The sequence below is a fragment of the Rhodococcus sp. IEGM 1241 genome, from assembly GCF_033142365.1.
In the GTDB taxonomy this organism is placed as follows: Bacteria; Actinomycetota; Actinomycetes; order Mycobacteriales; family Mycobacteriaceae; genus Rhodococcus_F; species Rhodococcus_F erythropolis.
In genome coordinates this window covers 1-19,177 of record NZ_JAWLSE010000006.1, presented here as the reverse complement: position 1 = coordinate 19,177, position 19,177 = coordinate 1, and the positions used below count along the sequence as shown (strand labels likewise).

At 63.5% G+C, this 19,177-nt stretch carries 18 protein-coding genes, 1 tRNA gene and 1 rRNA gene; 18 read left to right on the top strand and 2 right to left on the bottom strand.

Annotation, left to right across the window (positions count from 1 at the left end):
- A complete protein-coding gene (locus R4P70_RS24200) occupies window positions 1–1,725 on the top strand; it encodes a dipeptide ABC transporter ATP-binding protein (protein WP_020968270.1) in 1,725 nt (574 codons plus the stop codon).
- 56 nt (window positions 1,726–1,781) lie between these two features.
- Window positions 1,782–2,531 (top strand): hypothetical protein, encoded by a 750-nt coding sequence (locus R4P70_RS24195; protein ID WP_020905979.1) that lies wholly within the window; start codon window positions 1,782–1,784, stop codon window positions 2,529–2,531.
- Window positions 2,532–2,921: 390 nt separating this feature from the next.
- Here R4P70_RS24195 and R4P70_RS24190 read toward each other — a convergent pair whose 3' ends face one another.
- Window positions 2,922–3,740 (bottom strand): HAD-IB family hydrolase, encoded by an 819-nt coding sequence (locus R4P70_RS24190; protein WP_019746641.1) that lies wholly within the window; start codon window positions 3,738–3,740, stop codon window positions 2,922–2,924.
- A 312-nt stretch (window positions 3,741–4,052) separates the two neighbouring features.
- Between R4P70_RS24190 and ssd the strand changes: the two genes are divergently transcribed.
- From ssd to R4P70_RS24155, 7 genes are all read left to right on the top strand, one after another.
- Window positions 4,053–5,147: a septum site-determining protein Ssd gene (gene ssd, locus R4P70_RS24185; protein ID WP_317832169.1), complete on the top strand. Its 1,095-nt coding sequence runs from the start codon at window positions 4,053–4,055 to the stop codon at window positions 5,145–5,147.
- Entirely contained in the window at window positions 5,144–6,325 is a 1,182-nt protein-coding gene (locus R4P70_RS24180) for a TadA family conjugal transfer-associated ATPase (RefSeq protein ID WP_317832167.1), read from the top strand. The genes ssd and R4P70_RS24180 overlap by 4 nt, the downstream gene beginning before the upstream one ends.
- The gene (locus tag R4P70_RS24175; protein ID WP_197941408.1) at window positions 6,322–7,110 is read left to right on the top strand and encodes a type II secretion system F family protein; all 789 of its coding nucleotides are present in this window, start codon (window positions 6,322–6,324) and stop codon (window positions 7,108–7,110) included. The genes R4P70_RS24180 and R4P70_RS24175 overlap by 4 nt, the downstream gene beginning before the upstream one ends.
- The gene (locus R4P70_RS24170) at window positions 7,107–7,691 is read left to right on the top strand and encodes a type II secretion system F family protein (RefSeq protein ID WP_153211069.1); all 585 of its coding nucleotides are present in this window, start codon (window positions 7,107–7,109) and stop codon (window positions 7,689–7,691) included. Before R4P70_RS24175 ends, R4P70_RS24170 begins: the two co-directional genes overlap by 4 nt.
- Window positions 7,692–7,756: 65 nt before the next feature.
- Complete coding sequence (locus R4P70_RS24165) at window positions 7,757–7,960, top strand: DUF4244 domain-containing protein (RefSeq protein ID WP_020905984.1); 204 nt, start codon at window positions 7,757–7,759, stop codon at window positions 7,958–7,960.
- A complete protein-coding gene (locus R4P70_RS24160) occupies window positions 7,960–8,319 on the top strand; it encodes a TadE family type IV pilus minor pilin (protein ID WP_020968274.1) in 360 nt (119 codons plus the stop codon). Before R4P70_RS24165 ends, R4P70_RS24160 begins: the two co-directional genes overlap by 1 nt.
- Window positions 8,316–8,666: an Rv3654c family TadE-like protein gene (locus tag R4P70_RS24155; RefSeq protein ID WP_020905986.1), complete on the top strand. Its 351-nt coding sequence runs from the start codon at window positions 8,316–8,318 to the stop codon at window positions 8,664–8,666. The genes R4P70_RS24160 and R4P70_RS24155 overlap by 4 nt, the downstream gene beginning before the upstream one ends.
- Before the next feature lie 7 nt (window positions 8,667–8,673).
- On the opposite strand, the gene R4P70_RS24150 is transcribed toward R4P70_RS24155, so the two are convergent.
- Window positions 8,674–10,962 carry a DEAD/DEAH box helicase gene (locus tag R4P70_RS24150; RefSeq protein WP_029254346.1) on the bottom strand — a complete coding sequence of 763 codons (2,289 nt, stop codon included), beginning with the start codon at window positions 10,960–10,962 and terminating at the stop codon, window positions 8,674–8,676.
- 456 nt (window positions 10,963–11,418) lie between these two features.
- Here R4P70_RS24150 and R4P70_RS24145 point away from each other — a divergent pair, with 456 nt between their 5' ends.
- From R4P70_RS24145 to R4P70_RS24105, 9 genes are all read left to right on the top strand, one after another.
- Window positions 11,419–11,622: a cold-shock protein gene (locus R4P70_RS24145; RefSeq protein WP_003946117.1), complete on the top strand. Its 204-nt coding sequence runs from the start codon at window positions 11,419–11,421 to the stop codon at window positions 11,620–11,622.
- Window positions 11,623–11,805: 183 nt separating this feature from the next.
- On the top strand, window positions 11,806–12,390 hold the full coding sequence (locus R4P70_RS24140) for a hypothetical protein (protein ID WP_003946106.1): 585 nt from the start codon (window positions 11,806–11,808) through the stop codon (window positions 12,388–12,390).
- A gap of 215 nt (window positions 12,391–12,605) precedes the next feature.
- Window positions 12,606–15,542, top strand: a complete 2,937-nt coding sequence (gene topA / locus R4P70_RS24135; protein WP_019746651.1) for a type I DNA topoisomerase — start codon at window positions 12,606–12,608, stop codon at window positions 15,540–15,542.
- Window positions 15,543–15,575: 33 nt separating this feature from the next.
- Window positions 15,576–16,805 carry a DNA polymerase III subunit delta' gene (locus tag R4P70_RS24130; protein ID WP_019746652.1) on the top strand — a complete coding sequence of 410 codons (1,230 nt, stop codon included), beginning with the start codon at window positions 15,576–15,578 and terminating at the stop codon, window positions 16,803–16,805.
- Between the two features lie 30 nt (window positions 16,806–16,835).
- A tRNA-Thr gene (locus R4P70_RS24125) sits at window positions 16,836–16,908 on the top strand.
- Between the two features lie 121 nt (window positions 16,909–17,029).
- On the top strand, window positions 17,030–17,590 hold the full coding sequence (locus R4P70_RS24120; protein ID WP_197941410.1) for an RDD family protein: 561 nt from the start codon (window positions 17,030–17,032) through the stop codon (window positions 17,588–17,590).
- A gap of 30 nt (window positions 17,591–17,620) precedes the next feature.
- Window positions 17,621–18,043: a DUF2752 domain-containing protein gene (locus R4P70_RS24115; RefSeq protein WP_021342697.1), complete on the top strand. Its 423-nt coding sequence runs from the start codon at window positions 17,621–17,623 to the stop codon at window positions 18,041–18,043.
- Between the two features lie 152 nt (window positions 18,044–18,195).
- On the top strand, window positions 18,196–18,393 hold the full coding sequence (locus R4P70_RS24110; RefSeq protein ID WP_003946112.1) for a hypothetical protein: 198 nt from the start codon (window positions 18,196–18,198) through the stop codon (window positions 18,391–18,393).
- 512 nt (window positions 18,394–18,905) lie between these two features.
- Window positions 18,906–19,177 (top strand): 16S ribosomal RNA (locus R4P70_RS24105); the annotation flags it as partial.

The window sequence follows — 19,177 nt, the reverse complement described above, 5'->3', positions numbered from 1 at the left end:
ATGACCACCAAGGAAACTCTCACCTCGGAGGAAACTCCGTTGCTCGAGATTCGTGATCTCGAGGTGTCTTTCCAGTCCAATTCCGGTCCGGTTCCGGCAGTTCGAGGCGTCAGCCTGACCGTCTACCCGGGTCAGACGGTCGCGATCGTCGGCGAATCGGGTTCGGGTAAGTCCACTACCGCGCACTCGATCATCAATCTGCTTCCCGGCACCGGCAAGGTGACGGCAGGCGAGATCATCTTCGACGGCAAGGACATCTCGAAGGTCTCGGAGAAGGACTTCGTCCACATCCGGGGAAGCCAGATCGGTTTGGTTCCGCAGGACCCGATGTCGAATCTGAATCCCGTGTGGAAAGTGGGCTTCCAGATCGAGGAAGCACTGGCCGCCAACGGGATCGCCAAGGGCAAGGCAGCCAAGGTTCGGGCTGCGGAACTGCTCGAGGAGGCAGGACTCGCGGAGGCCGAGAGCCGGTTGGGGCAGTACCCGCACGAGTTCTCGGGCGGTATGCGTCAGCGCGCACTCATCGCGATCGGGTTGTCCGCTCGTCCGAAGCTCCTGATCGCGGACGAGCCGACGTCGGCGCTCGACGTCACGGTCCAGCGTCAGATCCTCGATCACCTAGACGGTCTGACAACGGAACTCGGCACCGCCGTTCTGCTCATCACTCACGATCTGGGCTTGGCCGCCGAGCGCGCCGAGCATCTGATCGTGATGAGCAAGGGTCGTATCGTCGAATCCGGTCCGGCACTGGAGATTCTGAAGCGCCCGCAGCATCCGTACACGCAGAAGCTGGTCGCTGCTGCGCCGTCGTTGGCGTCGAAGCGGCTCAGCTCGTCAGTGGCGCGCGCCGAGATTCGCGAACAGGCGGAAGAGGTCGCCGAAGCGGTGAAGGCCGAGGAAAGTGCGGCAGAGTCCTTCGGCAAGGCGACCGACGACGTTCTTGTCGTCGATCATCTGACCAAGGTGTTCAAGCTGCGCAAGGGTTTCCGCAAGACCACCGACTTCACAGCCGTGAACGACGTGTCCTTCAAGGTCCGCCGCGGAACCACGACTGCAATCGTCGGCGAATCGGGTTCCGGTAAGTCGACGGTCGCGCAGATGGTTCTCGGTTTGCTCGAGCCCACTGCAGGCAACGTGGTCTTCGACGGTCAGGACGTGTCCAAACTCGGTGCGAAGGAAACCTTTGCGTTCCGTCGTCGAGTGCAGCCGATCTTCCAGAACCCTTACGGCACGCTCGACCCGATGTACTCGATCTACCGCACGATCGAAGAGCCGCTGCGTACCCACAAGGTCGGGACCAAAGCAGAACGGGAGGCTCGCGTCCGCGAACTTCTCGACAAGGTCGGTCTGCCTCAGTCGGTCATGCGACGGTTCCCGAACGAGCTCTCCGGCGGACAGCGTCAGCGCGTCGCAATTGCGCGAGCGTTGGCACTTCAGCCGGAGGTCGTGATCTGCGACGAGGCGGTCTCCGCTCTCGACGTGCTCGTGCAGGATCAGATCTTGACCCTGCTCAACGACCTGCAGGCAGAGTTCGGGTTGACGTACCTCTTCATCACGCACGACCTGGCCGTGGTTCGTCAGATCGCGGACAACGTGTTGGTGATGTCGCGTGGCTCGATCGTCGAATCGGCACCGATCGACGACGTGTTCGGCAATCCGCAACAGGACTACACCCGCAAGTTGCTCGACGCGATTCCCGGCGGGTCCATCACGCTGGGAAGCTGACGCAACAGGTAGGTAGGCAAGTCCGCAGAGGGGCTGCAAGGGTACCGTCGTTGATCGTGACGGACCCCTTGCAGCCCCTCGTCGATCTTCCAGGCGTACGCGCCGCCGCCGATCATGCGCGCGACGCTCTGGGTGAGGTTCATCGGCACAAGACCAACCGTCGCGGTTGGCCCACCACTGCCGCCGAAGCCGCGGTTCGCGCTGCGCGAGCTTCCGCATCGCTGGCCGGTGGCACCACCGAATTGCCGGCCGAGGGCATGGCCGGTGATCCGATTCTCGCGGGTGCTCTGCGCGTGGCTCAGGCACTGGACGGCGACAGTCTTCCGCTCATGGAGTCGACGTGGAAGCGCGCCCCGCTGCAGGCTTTGGCCCGGCTGCACCTGCTGGCCGCGGCAGACCTCGTCGAGGACGCGGATCAACTGGGGCGGCCACGGTCGGATCGCGGAGTGGGGGAGCGGTTGGACGCTCTCGCGCAACTCGTTACCGGCGGAACCAGTGCGCCGGCGCCGGTTCTGGCGGCCGTCGTACACGGAGAACTCTTGGCGCTGAGCCCGTTCGGCACCGCTGACGGCATCGTTGCACGTGCGGCTTCGCGTCTGGTTGCGGTCTCGTCCGGGTTGGATCCGCACAATCTGGGAGTCCCCGAGGTCAGTTGGCTTCGGCGGCCGCAGGCGTACACGGACGGCGCGGCTGGATTCGCTTCGGGAAATCCAGCGGGTGTCGGCAGTTGGGTGATCCTGTGCTGCGGAGCTCTCGAAGCCGGTGCGCGAGAAGCGACTTCGATCGCCGACGCGGCGACTGGATAGTCTGCAACAGGGCGGGGCCGGCACATAACGAACGGGCGGCGCTGCCGATAAATCGACTTCGCCGCCCGTCAGCACGGACTACTCGTTACCAAGCGTGCTCGGTGGGTTGTGTGGGTGGCCTCGGCGAGGGATCGCACTTTCTGAGGTCGTCCCCGCAACCGGTGCGGGGTCCTCGCTCAAATTGAACGAATCTCGCAGGCCCACAACGCTTCTGCCCTTATAGTGGCTTGTGCTCCGCGTGGGTGCCCTAGTGCCCGTGCTAGGAATTTCGGTTGGGGAAACGGTCCTTCTCTTCCGAGCCGTTCCTGGCCTTCCGTTCTTCCGTAACTCCTTTGTACCCTGTGTCCGGGCTCACAGCAAGTACCAATTTTTGTTTGTGGGCATTGGATTTCAGCGTTTCCGACGCAGTAGCCCGAAGGTCATGGCGCCGGCCACCAGAGCTGCGATTCCCACCGCTGCAGTTGTGGCGACCGTCGTCGTGGACTGGGCCGACAATCGCGCGCGAAGCGAGACCGGGTTCGAGAAAGTCAGTATGGGCCAACCGTTTACGGCTGCTTCCTTGCGTAATGCACGATCGGGGTTGACTGCGGTGGGATGTCCGACCGCCTCGAGCATGGGCAAATCGGTCACCGAGTCGGAGTAGGCGTAACTGGCGGCGAGGTCGTAGCCGTATTCCGCGGCGAGTTTTTCCATCGCCTCGACCTTGCCCGGACCGTAGCAGTAGAAGTCGACCTCGCCGGTGTAGTGGCCGTCTTCTTCCCTCATCGACGTCGCCACGGAATGGGTGGCGCCGAGGGCGCGGGCGATCGGAGCGACGATCTCCTCGCCCGACGCCGACACCACGATGACGTCGTGTCCACGCAGCTTGTGATCTGCGATCAGATCGGCCGCCTCGGCAAAGACGAGTGGGTCGACGATGTCGTGCAGAGTCTCCGCGACGATGGCCTTCACCTGTTCCACGTCCCAGCCCGCGCACATCGCAGTCAGGTGCTCGCGCATGCGCTCCATCTGATCGTGATCGGCGCCGGACAGAAGAAACAGGAATTGCGCATAGCTGCTCTTGAGAACCGAGCGTCGATTGATCAGACCCTGGGCGAAGAATGGCTTGCTGAACGCCAGGGTGCTCGACTTCGCGATGATCGTTTTGTCCAAATCGAAGAAAGCGGCTGTCCGCCCGGTATTCAGTCCGTTCGCAGGCTTGTCGGTCACAGGAATGAGGATAGTCCGACAGGCGGTTCGTGTGCTCCTCGGCAAGCGTCCTCTTTCGGCGAAAAACAGCAGTTCAGTGCAGCTCAGGCTTGCATTTCTCGCCGATGGCGGGTGTAAGATCGTTGCTGTTCGATTCGTTCGAACTAGTTCAGCCCGACCCCCCGGGGCTGAACTCAGACGGCCCCCGCCTCCTCCCCCCATTGGCGGGGGTCGTCCTCTGTCTCAGGTCTGTTTCTCCACAACTTCCCAGTTGTCCACAGGCTCTCTCGACCCACTGTTTTCGGTGCCGGTGCTCGTTCAGGCTCTGCAGTCATGAACACGACGATCAACTCTCGGGAAACCGGGGCTCCCATTCTGGTTCTCGTCGACGACGCGAAGGTCCTCGCGAGCGTGCGACGCGTCGCTGCCGCGGTGGACCGCCGTCTGGACGAGGCCGAGCATCCCGTTTCCCGGCAACAGTGGAACCGGGCCTCGGCGGTCGTATTGGACGCGTCGGCTGCGCGGGATGCTCTGGCTTGTTCCCCTAAACGAACGCGAGTCTTCCTCGTGTGCGACGGCACACCGACCGTCGACGACTGGAAGAGCGCCACCGCGATCGGAGCCGACAGCGTTCTGTCCCTGCCGGAAGAGGAGAACGCGTTGGTCGCAGTTCTGGCCGACCACGTAGACGTGAGTGGTGACGGCACCGTCGTGAGCGTGGTGGGTGGTTGTGGCGGCGGCGGAGCCTCGGCAACTGCGGCGGCTGTCGCGTTGACGTCGGCGGCACGTCACGTCCCGACGTTACTGGTGGACGTCGACGCCCTCGGCTCCGGCGCTGATGTGCTGTTGGGCATCGAGACGACCCCCGGATTGCGTTGGGGTGCACTGACCGTCGAGGGCGGGCGGTTGGCCCCGGATGCGCTGCGCGATGCCCTGCCGGCAAAGGGAAAGTTCTTGAGGGTTCTGGCGAGCAGTCGCCACGAGATCGACGGTCCGACAGTGGCCGCCGTTCGCGCCGTGCTGGACGCAGGTCGCAGTTCCGGCGGACTCGTGGTCTGCGACGTGCCACGTCATCCCAGCGAGGTAGGTCAGGCCGCGTTGGAGATGTCGGATTTGGTTCTCGTGGTGGTTCCGGCCACCCTGGCTGCGTGCGTCGCTGCCGAGAAGGTCGGAGCCTGGGTGGTGCGACACAACTCCAATGTCGGGCTCGTCGTGCGTGGGCCGGCGCCGGGAGGCCTACGCGGCGCCGATGTGGCAGACATGCTCGGCCTGCCGCTGACGGCCGTGATGCGCGGCCACCGCTCGCTGGCGCCGATGCTCGAGCGCGGTGGCCTCGAATTGACCCGAGGTTGTCCGCTGAGTGCGGTGGCAACGGCGGTACTCGACGCCGTCGAATCCGGCGCACGCCCGCGCAGGGCTGCGGCATGAGCGCGTTGGTCACGACAGAACTGCTCGACCGAGTTCGCGAGCGGCTGACGGCGTCGTCGGTCGCCGAGCCGACGGCGGCCACCGTTGCCGACGCCGTGCGAGCCGAGTCCTCTGGCGTTCTGGCGGACACGGATCTGTTGGAGGTCGTCAGGGTGCTCCAGACGGAACTGACAGGCGCAGGGCCGCTCGAACCACTGCTGCACGAACCCGGTGTCGCCGACGTACTGGTGACCGCGCCGGATCAGGTCTGGGTGGACCGCGGGGTCGGCCTCGAAAGGTCCGGGGTCCGGTTCACCGACGAGGCAGCCGTGCGTCGACTGGCGCAGCGGTTGGCACTGTCGGCAGGTCGACGCCTCGACGACGCCCAACCGTGGGTCGACGGCCGTCTGCGGGGCGTCGGCGACGGGCACTTCGGGGTACGACTTCATGCCGTACTCGCACCGGTGGCCCAGGGCGGAACCTGCGTGTCACTGCGAGTGCTGCGGCCCGCAACACAGGGTCTCGACGCGCTGTGTGCTCACGGCGCCGTGGAACCGGACGCGCGCGAACTCCTCGATCGCATCATCTCGTGCCGCTTGGCCTTCCTGGTGATCGGCGGGACCGGCGCGGGAAAGACCACGTTGTTGTCCGCCATGCTCGGCGCCGTCGACCCGCGCGAGCGAATCGTCTGCGTCGAGGACGCGGCCGAACTAGCGCCGCCGCATCCGCACGTCGTCCGCCTCGTCGCCAGGGCTCCCAACGTCGAGGGTGTCGGAGAGGTGACGGTGCGCGATCTGGTTCGGCAGGCACTGCGGATGCGTCCCGATCGCATCGTCGTCGGTGAGGTCCGCGGTGCAGAGGTGACGGATCTGCTCACGGCGATGAACACCGGCCACGATGGCGGCGCCGGCACCGTTCACGCCAATTCGCCTGAAGAGGTGCCGGCCAGACTCGAGGCGTTGGCTGCGCTCGGCGGTATGGATCGCCACGCGTTGCACAGTCAACTTGCCGCGGCAGTTCAAGTGATCCTGCACGTGCATCGGTTGGCCGACGGATCGAGGCGTCTCGAACAGATCGGCGTCATCGACCGCGGTGCGGGCGGATACGTACAAATCATGCAGGCATGGCCGGACGGCGGTTCGGGTCGTGAGCGGCTCGAGCGGATGTTCCGGCTTCGCAATCGAGAGGTCGGGACGTGACAGTTTCCTTCCTGGTCCTCGCGTTGGCGGTCTCGATTGCGCCGGTGCGGGATTCACGTGCTCGGCTCGCTACGTACGCCCCGAGCATCCGCAAGCCCTCCCGGCAGATTCCGTGGCAGTTGGTCGCCGCATTTTTCGCGGTGTCGGCTGCATGGGTTCTCGGAGGCTTGTCGGCAGGATGCGCGGCGGTCGTCCTCGCCGGAACCTTGATCTTTCGTGGGCGCCGCGCGAAGGCGGCCGAAAACCGGGACCTCTCACAGAAGATGCTGCTCTCCGGTCTGGAGGTGCTGATCGCCGAGCTGAGCGTCGGCGCGCATCCTGCAGTTGCCAGTTCTGTTGCAGGCGAGGAATGTAGCGGCGAAGTAAGTGTGGTGTTCCGGTCCGCTGGGGCCAGGGCGCGTCTCGGTGGTTCTGCCGCGGCGGCCTTCGCGGTACCGGATTCGTGCATCGAGCGTGAGTTCTCCCGCATCGGATCCGTCTGGCGGGTCGCAGACCAACACGGTCTGGCTCTGGCTGAACTACTCGGCGCGGTCCGGACGGACATGTTGGGGCGTAGACGCTTTCGTCAGCGCACCGAGGCCGGTTTAGCGGGCGCTCGGGCGACGGCTGCGGTGCTGGCTTTTCTACCGCTGCTGGGGATCGGCCTCGGCCAGTTGATGGGGGCGTCGCCTCTGCGCGTGCTGTTCGGCGGTGGGCTCGGCGGCGTGCTGCTCGTGATCGGAACTGCCTGTGTCTCAGCTGGTTTGCTCTGGACCGACCGGATAACTGCGAAGGTCACGTCTTGAGTTGGGTATCCGTGGCGATGATCGCGTTGGCGCTCGCGATCATTCCCGCTCGCCGCGGCGCTTCGGCCAGGGCGGCAGAAATTCTGTTCGCGGACACAACAACAGAAAATTCGGTTGCAGCCCCGGACAAGCCGGATCCACTCGCAGTTGCCGCAAGTCTCGACCTGCTCGGGGCCTGCCTGCGAGCGGGGCTTCCCGTCTCCGCAGCGATCACAGCGATGGCGTCGACCGCGCCGAAACCGATGGCTGACACGCTCAGTCGCGTCGCCGACCTTCTCACGCTCGGTGCTGATCCCGACGCCGCGTGGAGCGAAGCCGCTCTCGATCCCGATACCGAGGCGCTGGCCAGAATGGCTCGGCGTTCCGCCCGTTCGGGTTCGTCGCTGTCCTCGTCCATGGCCGAACTCGCCGAGCGCAGTCGAGGTGACGCCGAGGATCTGGCTGCTGCCGCGGCCGAACGTGCGGGAGTGCTGATCAGCGGTCCACTCGGACTGTGTTTCCTGCCGGCGTTCATCGCCTTGGGCATCGTCCCGGTGGTGATCGGGCTTGCCACGACTGTGCTCGGTAACGGCCTGTTGTGAGCCGGATCCGTATGAAAGCTCCTGCGGCAGAACTGCTGCCACAGGTTTTGATTGAAGGGGGAAAAATGATTTCGAAGACGTTCAGGACGATGTCGGCCAGATTTGCGCTGTTGGTAACGGAGGACGACGGTATGTCTACCGCGGAGTATGCGATCGGCACGATTGCGGCTGCCGCATTCGGTGCCGTCCTGTACACGGTTGTCACCGGCGACTCCATTGTCTCGGCGCTGACAGGCATAATCGACAAGGCGCTCAAGACAGCTGTGTGATGTTGTCCACGAGAGGTATTCGGCAAGCCGACGACGGCGCCGTGACGGTGGAGGCTGCGATTGCTCTGGCTTCGATCGTCACGGTGGTCGTGCTGTGTATCGGTGGCGTCCTCGCGGTGTCGATGCAGGTGCGGTGTGTCGACGCAGCTCGTGAGGCCGCGCGGTTGGTGGCACGTGGTGATCGTGAGTCTGCGGTCGCCACGGCCCGCCGGATCGCACCCCAAGATGCGTCGATCTCGGTGGAGATCGTTGACGGCTTTGCCGTTGCCGTTGTCAGCGCCGAGAGTACGTTGCTGCCGCTGGTCGACATTTCTTCCGAGGCGGTGGCAGCTGTGGAGTCAGGGGTGGAAGAGGGGTGAACCTACGTGACGACGAAGGTGTTGCCACTGTTCTGGCGTGCTGCGTTTTGGCAGCGATCGTGATGGTGACTGGTGGGATGCTGCATGTCGGGTCCGCGGTGGTGGCCCGGCACACTGCTCAGTCGGCCGCCGATCTTTCGGCTCTCGGCGGTGCGGGCGCCTTGGACGGAGGTGAGGCGTCTGCGTGTGCGAAGTCCGCGGCCATCGCGGAGCGTATGCGTACGGTGCTCGCGGAATGTGAGGTGCAGGGGTGGGATGTGGTGGTCGAGATACGTGCACCGGTGTTGTTGTCGGGCTTCGGGATCGGTGATGCGCGGGCTTCCGCTCGTGCGGGTCCAGTCGGCTGATCGTGTCTCAGCTGATCGTCTCGATGACGGCGGTCAGAACCTTGACCGCGCCGTCTTTGTCGAGTGGGTCGTTTCCGTTGCCGCACTTGGGTGAATAGACGCAGGACGGGCATCCGTGAGCGCACTCGCAGGAGAGTATGGCGTCGCGCGTCGCGGTGAGCCATCGTGACAGTTCGCTGTGCCCCCGGTCGGCGAACCCGGCGCCGCCGGCGTGACCGTCGTAGACGAAGACAGTCGGGAGTCCGGTGTCCGCGTGCATCGCCGTCGATACGCCGCCGATGTCTCCGCGGTCGCAGATCGCCACCAGTGGCAGCAGGCCGATCGCGGCATGTTCGGCGGCATGCAGTGATCCGGGGAACCGTTCGGGCGGCACCCCGATGGATTCGAGAAGTTCCGGCGTGACCGTGTACATCACTGCCCTGGTGGGCAAAGTGTGAGCGGGCATGTCGAGTTCGATCGAGTCGAGGACTTCACCCGAAGTCAACCGTCGTAGGTACCCGACGACTTGATGTGTCACCTCGACCTGGACGAGAGCGACGGCGATGTCGCCGTAGTTCTTGTGCTCGAGTTGTTCGGTGATCGTGATTTCGGTGGTCTCGCGGGCCGAAGTGGTCCAGTCCGGATTCTCGGTGTGCACCAATGCGAGTCCGACGTCGAGGTCCAGTTCATCGACGACATAGGTCTCGCCTTGATGAATGTGCACGGCACCGGGATGAACTGTGGCCGGAGCGCGGCCCGCATCGACAGTACCCAGCATCCGGCCGGATTCACCGTCGACAATGGCCACCTGAGTTCCGATACCGCCGCGAATGTCCAAAGAGCCGTGGGGGTTCGAATCGGCGGTGACGAACCATCCGTGCTTTCGGCGCCGGATCTTGCCTTCCTCCGACAGCCTGGTCAGAACCTCGAGAGCCCCGAAAGCGTCGACCTCGGCATCGGAAAGTGGGAGTTCCATTGCAGCGCAGAGAAGTTGTGGTCCCAGGACGTACGGATTTCCGGGATCTGTCACCGTCGCCTCGACGGGTTTGTCGAGTACCGCCGACGGATGGTGAACGAGGTAGGTGTCGAGTGGATCGTCGCGGGCGATCAACACGACGAGTGAACCCTCGCCGCGTCGCCCGGAGCGACCGGCCTGCTGCCAGAACGAGGCAACGGTCCCCGGGAAGCCTGCCACGACAACGGCGTCGAGGCCTGCGATGTCGACGCCGAGCTCCAGCGCGTTGGTGGTGGCTGCGCCCAGCAGCGTGCCGTCGGCGAGCGCAGCTTCCAGTTCGCGACGGTCCTCGGCCAGATATCCGGCGCGATACGACGCGACTCGCTCGGCGAGGTCCGGGTCCACCTCGGCGAGTAGACGTTTGGTGGCCATCGCGGTCAGTTCGGCACCGCGGCGGGAGCGGACGAAGGTGAGAGTACGGGCGCCCTCGATCATGAGGTCGGCCATGATCCGCGCTGCTTCCGCGCCCGCGGGACGTCGTACCGGGCTACCGTTTTCGCCGGTCAATGCCTCGAGTAGCGGCGGCTCCCACAGTGCGACGGTGCGTGGGCCGTGCGGCGATCCGTCTTCCGTGACCTCGGTGCAGTGTGCGCCGATGAGCCGCGAGGCCGCTGCGCCGGGATCTGCCGTGGTCGCGCTGGCCAGGATGAAGGTAGGTTCGGCGCCGTAGCGCGCTGCAATCCTGCGAAGTCGCCGGATCACGAGCGCGACGTTGGATCCGAAGACTCCCCTGTAGGAGTGGCATTCGTCGATGATCACGTATTTCAGGTTGCGGAAGAAGTGCGCCCATCGCTGATGGGTGCGGAGCAGCGAAATGTGGATCATGTCGGGGTTGGTGAAGAGCCAGCGTGAGTTCTCGCGTGCCCAGGTGCGGAGTTCCTGCGAGGTGTCGCCGTCGTACGCACTGGCGTTCGTGCTGCGAAGTTCGACGTCGAAGTCGGTGAGGGACAGCACTGCTCGCAGTTGATCCGAGCCCAGCGCTTTGGTGGGGGAGAGGTACAGGGCAGTTGCGAGCGGATCGGTCGCCATGGCCGTCAGCACCGGGAGTTGGTATGCCAGTGACTTACCCGACGCCGTACCGGTGGCCACGACCACGTGTTTTCCCTCGTGAGCAAGGTCGGCGGCCTCACTCTGGTGGATCCACGGGGACCGCACGCTGTGCTCGGCGAGCGCGCGTACGACGCTGGGGTGCACCCACTCCGGCCATTCGGTGAACTCGGCTACGCGAGCAGGCAACTGCGCGGTGAACATCAGTGGTTTTTCGCTTCCACTGACCCCGGCGACGACGCGATCGAGCAGCATCTGCCCGTAGGTGTCGCCAGGCTTCCCTCCCGGGGCGGGGATCGGGGAAGGTGCGTTCACGTGACTCTCCGGGCTCGGCGTTGGGGTGTGGCGGCAATCGGAAACTGTCGCTACCTGCAGTTTTGATGATACGCAACGGCCGGCGGTCTTGGTGGAACCGGGTGGTCGGCGCGGAAGCGGGAAGCCACGATCGTGGGCCGTTTTTCTTGTAGCGAACTTTTAACGTTTTTAGTTCCCTTTTCGACTGTTGTGCACGCGGAGAACATGGTTGACTGACAATCGGTCGCAGCTTCTGTGTTCGTAGGCTTGAGAAAGTGCACGCTCGCAGGATCGTTGTTGCGGGCGCGGTGCTCTGCCTTTCCTGAGGGGGAAATAAAGACGTACAGCGGTCGGAACCGGCCCGGTGGACTGTAAGGGCTGTTCACCGAATCCGGTGTTAGAAAGAGAAGGAAAAGCATGGCACAGGGCACTGTGAAGTGGTTCAACGCTGAAAAGGGCTTCGGCTTCATCGCTCCCGAAGACGGTTCCGCAGACGTCTTCGTTCACTACTCCGAAATTCAGGGCAACGGCTTCCGTACCCTCGAGGAGAACCAGCGTGTGGAGTTCGAGGTCGGCCAGGGCACCAAGGGTCCCCAGGCTACCGGCGTTCGCGCGGTCTGATTTTTCCGCTCACTCGCTGAGCGATTAGTTCGGACAGTATTTGTCCCCCATCGCATCCGTGCGGTGGGGGACAAATCTTTTCGGGCTGAGCCAGTCTTTCTCTGTCCGAGGTAATGCACGCAGCTGTTCGACCACGGCCGGTCGTCTATGCCGTCAGTACCTTCGTGGCTTACGTTTCACTCTGTGAGCCAACTGTCCTTTTTCTCTGCCGAGTCGATTCCACCTGCCGTGACGGACCTCGCCGGAATGCTGGCCGGACCGGGTCAGGTCGTGACCTCGGAGGACCGTGCCCGGATCTCGATCGTCGTGGATCGGGACTGGAGAGCGCAGGCCGTTGCCGAGTTGATCGCGCAGTGCGGACTCGGGGCCGAGGTGACGCGTAGTGAAGAAGGCAGCCCATTGGTCCGCACTCAGTCGACGCCCGCACTCCTTCCGCTGTCCGTGCAGTGGACCAAGGGAGCTGTGAAGGCGGTGCCGGTCGGTTGGGTACCGAACTCCCGCCAACTCCGGGTGTGGGCCGTCGCGGCCGGCAGGCTCGAAGAAGGCGGCGAGCGATTCGTGTTCGGCCTCGACCCTCATGCCAAGGAGACGCACGCACCGCTGGCTCAGGCCTTGATGCGGGTTGGTATCGCGCCGACTCAACTGGGTAACCGGACACCGGGCCCGGGGCTCCGTGTGTCGGGAAAGAAGAGACTGACAAAGCTCGTCGAATACCTCGGTGAGGCGCCGAAACACGTCGACACTTCGGTCGCCTGGCCGCACGTCTGACAGTGCTCTTGCCTCGCGTCCGACGGTGCTCATGCCGCGTGTCCGACGGTGCTCATGCCGCGTGTCCGACGGAGCCCATACTGTACTGATCTGCACGAATGTCTTGCGGGTATGTCACTCTGTAAAGAGAGACACGGGGTATAACTTGCTCCACACGTCTAGTTCTGAAGATCTGCCGACGGCAGTGAACGTCCAAAGGAAGGCTCGGGCAGCAGGTGGCTAAAGCGGACAACGGCAGCGGTCAGGGAGCGTCCGGTAACCCTCGTCGCCTCGTGATCGTCGAGTCACCGACCAAGGCGCGCAAAATCGCTCCCTACCTCGGTAAGGACTACGTCGTAGAGGCATCGGTCGGTCACATTCGCGACCTGCCGCGAGGCGCAGCAGACGTTCCGGCCAAGTACAAGGGCGAGTCATGGGCCCGTCTCGGCGTCAACGTCGATCACGACTTCGAGCCGCTCTATGTCGTGAGCCCGGAAAAGAAGGGCAAGGTCGCCGAACTCAAGTCTCTGTTGAAGGACGCCGACGAGCTCTTCCTCGCAACTGACCCCGACCGCGAGGGCGAGGCAATCGCCTGGCATCTCCTCGAGACTCTCAAGCCCAAGATTCCGGTTCGTCGAATGGTCTTCCACGAGATCACCGAGCCGGCAATCCGTGCTGCCGCCGAAGACACCCGCGAACTCGACACCGACCTCGTCGATGCTCAGGAAACCCGCCGCATCCTCGACCGTCTCTACGGTTACGAGGTCAGCCCGGTTCTCTGGAAGAAGGTCATGCCGAAGCTCTCGGCCGGCCGCGTCCAGTCGGTGGCCACTCGCGTCATCGTCCAGCGTGAACGCGAGCGCATGGCGTTCAAGTCGGCGTCGTACTGGGACATTTCCGCGACGCTCGACGCCGGTGCAGAGGCCAGCCCGCGTAGTTTCGGTGCTCGCCTGGTCTCCGTCGACGGTTCGCGTGTCGCCTCCGGCCGTGATTTCGGAGCTGACGGAAAGCTCAAGGGCAGCGCAGTCACCGTGCTCGACGAGGCGTACGCGCGTCGTCTCGCGGAAGCGTTGCAGGGCGTCGACCTCACGGTTTCCTCCGCCGAGGACAAGCCATACACGCGCAAGCCTTACCCGCCGTTCATGACGTCGACTCTCCAGCAGGAAGCCGGACGCAAACTTCGTTTCACGTCCGAGCGCGCCATGCGTATCGCGCAGCGTCTGTACGAAAACGGCTACATCACCTACATGCGTACCGACTCGACGACGCTCTCGGAGTCGGCGATCGCAGCCGCTCGTGCGCAGGCCACCGAGTTGTACGGTCCGGAATACGTGCATCCGACGCCGCGTCAGTACACCCGCAAGGTCAAGAACGCGCAGGAAGCGCACGAGGCGATCCGCCCCGCCGGCGACGTGTTCCAGACCCCGGGTCAGCTGCACTCCAAGCTCGATTCCGACGAGTTCAAGCTGTACGAACTGATCTGGCAGCGGACCGTCGCTTCACAGATGGCCGACGCCCGCGGTACGACGCTGACGCTCCGCATCTCCGGCACGGCAGGCACCGGCGAGGACTGCACGTTCTCCGCTTCGGGTCGCACCATCGTGTTCGCCGGCTTCCTCAAGGCTTACGTCGAAAGTGTCGACGAAGAAGCCGGCGGTCAGTCCGACGACGCCGAATCCAGGCTTCCGGTACTGGTCAAGGGCCAGGAAGTCACGGCCACCAAGCTCGATCCGGACGGGCACAGCACCAACCCGCCCGCTCGCTACACAGAAGCCAGCCTGATCAAGACGCTCGAAGAACTCGGCATCGGTCGTCCTTCGACCTACTCGTCGATCATCAAGACCATCCTCGATCGCGGATACGTCTACAAACGTGGCAGCGCGCTGGTTCCGTCCTGGGTGGCGTTTGCCGTCATCGGACTGCTCGAGGTGCACTTCGGCCGGCTGGTCGACTTCGACTTCACGGCAGGAATGGAAGACGATCTCGACGCGATCGCCGGCGGCCGTGAGCAGCGTGGCAACTGGCTGAGCAGCTTCTACTTCGGCGGCGAGACAGGCGCAGAGGGTTCGGTCGCCCGCGAGGGCGGGCTGAAGAAGATGGTCGGTGTCAACCTCGAGGAGATCGACGCTCGCGAGGTCAACTCCATCCGTCTCTTCGACGACGCCGAGGGCCGCGAGGTTCACGTCCGCGTCGGCCGGTTCGGCCCGTATCTCGAGCGCATGGTTCAGAACCCGGACGATCCCGAAGGCGATCTGATCTCGCAGCGGGCAAATCTTCCCGACGACCTGCCGCCGGACGAGCTCACTCCCGAGTACGCCGAGAAGCTGTTCTCGACGCCTCAAGAGGGCCGCAAGCTGGGCGTCGACCCACTGACGGGCCACGAGATCGTCGCGAAGGAAGGCCGCTTCGGTCCCTACGTGACCGAGATCCTGCCCGAACCGCCGGCCGAGCCGGAACCGGACATCGTTCCCGTCTCCGCTCCCGAGCCGGAAGAAATCAGTTCGGGCAGTACCAAGACTGCGGTGAAGAAGGCCGCAGCCAAGAAGGCGCCCGCGAAGAAGGCTGCCAAGAAGGTCGCGGGCCCCAAGCCGCGGACGGGATCGCTGCTCAAGTCCATGGATTTGGCGACGATCACCTTGGAAGATGCGCTTCGTCTGCTGTCGCTTCCGCGCGTCGTGGGTGTCGACCCCGAATCCAAGGAAGAGATCACCGCGCAGAACGGCCGTTACGGTCCGTACCTGAAGAAGGGCACGGATTCACGCTCGCTCGCCAACGAAGAGCAGATGTTCACCGTCACGCTCGACGAGGCCCTCAAGATCTACGCCGAGCCGAAGCGTCGTGGGCGTCAGGCGTCGGCAACGCCTCCGTTGCGTGAGTTGGGCGTCGATCCGGTCAGCGAGAAGCCGATGGTGATCAAGGACGGCCGTTTCGGTCCGTACGTCACCGACGGCGAGACCAACGCCAGCCTCCGCAAGGACGACGACGTCGAATCCATTTCCGATGCTCGTGCGTCGGAGTTGCTGGCTGATCGTCGTGCGCGCGGCCCGGTCAAGAAGAAGGCTGCTGCCAAGAAGGCTCCGGCAAAGAAGGCCGCTGCCAAGAAAACAGCCGCAAAAAAGGCCCCGGCCAAGAAGGCTGCCGCCAAGAAGGCTCCCGCGAAGAAGGACTCGTAAGGCTTCGTCGGTGCCGACGGTTAGGGTTTTTGCATGAGTACTGAAGTGGCCGAACGAGGTGTGTTCGGTCGGCTGGTGGGTCAGCACGACGTCGAGCAGAGCCTGCGTGATGCTGCACTGTCGGCTCGTGGCGATTCCAGCGGCTCGGAGATGACCCACGCGTGGCTCTTCACCGGGCCACCCGGCTCTGGTCGTTCGGTTGCTGCTCTCTGCTTCGCCGCAGCCCTGCAATGCACCTCCGACGGTGCACCAGGGTGCGGTGAGTGTCATGCGTGTACGACGACGATGGGTGGAACCCACGGTGACGTACGACGGATCATCCCCGACGGCCTGAGCATCAGCGTCAAAGGCATGCGCGAGATAGTCAACATCGCTTCGCGTCGGCCGACGACGGGGCGGTGGCAGGTCATCGTGGTCGAGGATGCCGATCGTTTGACCGAAGGCGCAGCCAACGCCCTGCTGAAGGTTGTCGAGGAGCCACCGGACCGCACGGTCATCCTGCTCTGCGCGCCGACGACCGATCCGGAAGACATGTCTGTCACCCTCCGTTCGCGGTGTAGGCACATGCCGTTGGTGACGCCGTCCGTCGAATCGATCGCTCAGGTACTGATCGACCGCGACGGGCTGGATCCGGAGCGGGCGAGAATCGCCGCATCGATCAGCGGTGGACATGTCGGTCGGGCGCGGCGCCTCGCCACCGACGAGAGCGCGCGGGACGAGCGTCAGCGTTCGCTTCGGCTGGCCGCAGACGCGATCGGTGCTTCGACGGCGTACAAGGCCGCAGAGAACTTGGTGAAGTCGATCGAGGCTGACACCAAGGCGTTCTACGCCGAACTCAAGGAACAGGAACTCGAGGAGCTCAAGGTCTCCTTGGGTGGCGGTGGAACCGGCAAGGGAACAGCCGGGACTCTGCGCGGATCGGCTGGTCTGATCAAGGACCTCGAAGCACGCCAGAAATCGCGCGACACCCGGGCCCGCCGCGATCTTCTCGACCGGACGCTGATCGACCTGGCCGGCATGTACCGGGACGCGCTTTCCTATTCGCTGGGGTCGACGTCGACGGCGACCCATCCCGACATGGCTCGGCAGGCCGCCGAGTTGGCTGCACGAACGTCCCCGGAGGGGTTGCTCAAGTGCATCGAAGCGGTGCTCGAATGCCGCGAGGCCGTCGACTTCAACGTCAAGTTGCAGTGGGCGCTCGATGCGATGGTTGCCTCCATCGGAGCCGCTTTCCGACCCCCGTTTTCGCGATCCGGGGGTTGACCAGATAGACTCGCCACCGCCGAAAGGCACGCTGCCTTAGCTCAGTCGGTAGAGCATTTCACTCGTAATGAAAAGGTCGAGAGTTCGATTCTCTCAGGCAGCTCAGCCAAGAGCCCCACACCCGGAAATCCGGATGTGGGGCTCTTGTCGTTAGTTCCCAATTCTTGCGTATGTGCGGTTTATCCTGAGTTCGGCGAACACGTGCCTGAACAGGAGAGACCTCGATGTCGGATCAGAACTGGGGACCAGGCCAACCATCGCAGAATCAGCCGCCGTACGGGCAGATGCCGCCGCAGGGTTATCAGCCGCCGACGCCCGCCTATCCGTACGCAAGCTGGATCTCTCGGGTGTTTGCGTCAATCCTCGACGGCTTTGTCGTTCCGCTCCCCGGCGTCATCCTCGCGGGCATCGGAGCAGTGATCGCGTTCTCCGGATCCGAAGTGACCACATACGACGACGGCAGCGTGAGCGCTGAAGGCGGTAATCCGGTCGGGGTGATCGTCATGGTCGTCGGCATACTGGCGATCTTCTTGATCGAGGTGTGGAATCTCGTCTTCAGGCAAGGGAACACCGGACAGACGCTCGGCAAGATGTGGCTGGGAATTTCGGTGATTCGGGAGTCCGACGGTGTGCCTCTCGGCCCGGTGATGGCGCTGCTTCGTTGGATCATGATGGCGATCCTGGGTGGCGCCTGCTTCCTCAACTATCTCTGGCCGCTCTGGGACTCGAAGCACCAGTGCTGGCACGACATGGTGGTCCGGTCGGTAGTCGTTCGCGCGCGCTAGTCGCTGCCGAGGTCTCCTACAGTGGGTGTCATGGAGTTGGAAGTGGTCGCAAGTCGACGACGCGCGCTGGCCGCACCCGTCGGTGTTGCTGCAGTGGCGGTGACGGCCGCCGCGGTACTCCACTTCCGTGATCCCCACAGTGCGGGTAGTTACGGCGTTTGTCCGATGTACGCGTTGACGGGATTGTGGTGCCCGGCGTGTGGTGGCCTTCGTGCGGTCAATGACCTGACTAATCTGGATGTTGGCGCCGCAGTGTCCAGCAATGTCTTGATCGTGCCGTTTGTCGCGGTGTTGGTGATCGCGTGGATCGGTTGGACAGTGCGCCGTTGGAAGGGCACGCGGGATCGCATGATCGTGCTTCGGCCGACTGTGACGATCGTGGTGCTCGGAGTTCTCGTTGCATTTACGGTTGTTCGAAACACCCCGTGGGGGAGCTGGCTCGCGCCGGCGTGACGGTAAGAGGTCGACATGGCACTGCAGGTTTTTTCGCTCATCGTTCTGCTCGGCGCGCTGATCATCCTGATTCCGACGGCACGACGTGTCTTCGGCAAGAAGGACGACGAGTAGGCCTCGACAACTGGGCCGGAGCGGCACATGCTGGCGGTATGGCTGATTCGTTGAAAGCGCGCGTCAAGGAAAAGCTACTGAGGCAACTCGCCGAGGACGGTCGGCACCCGATTCAGGAAGCTGAGGGTGACGATCCCCGGCTGGTGTCGATCAACGACGATCTCGAAGCGTTGGAACAGGCCGAGGAAGGCGATCCGATCGTCGAAGAACTGGCCGAGAGGTACTGGGTTCCGTGAAGTTAACCGACCGCAGTGCTCTGACCTGGCGATTTGGTGTTGTGTTGATCTTCGCGTAACTTTGTCCAGGTCAGAGCGACACGGACACCGACTCCCACCTGCGAGGGTGAGTGACACGAGGTTGTACGAAGTGCCTGGCGAACACAATCCAGTTTTTCTTCACGGGGTTCCGGTTTGCGCCGGTGACCTGGTTGGGATAGGCTGGAAAAGTTGCCCCGGAGCGGCGGCCATAGGGTCGTGGTGATGGTGTGTGCGTGTTCTTTGAGAACTCAACAGTGTGTCGATGAATGTCAGTGCCAAAATTTTTTTGGTACTTCACATCCGCGAATGATCAACCGCCTCTTGGGGTTTGGTTGGTTTGTGTGTGGTGTGAGTATTTTTCGTCGGTGATTGTTCATTCTTCCGTCTGAATGGTTGCCGACACATTTTTTGCTAGTTGAGTTTTTTTGCTAGTGATTTGACTCTTTTTGTCTATGACTGATTAGCAGTTTCGGCTGTGAAATCTAGAGTCTTCAACGGAGAGTTTGATCCTGGCTCAGGACGAACGCTGGCGGCGTGCTTAACACATGCAAGTCGAGCGGTAAGGCCTTTCGGGGTACACGAGCGGCGAACGGGTGAGTAACACGTGGGTGATCTGCCCTGCACTTCGGGATAAGCCTGGGAAACTGGGTCTAATACCGGATATGACCTCAGGTTGCATGACTTGGGGTGGAAAGATTTATCGGTGCAGGATGGGCCCGCGGCCTATCAGCTTGTTGGTGGGGTAATGGCCTACCAAGGCGAC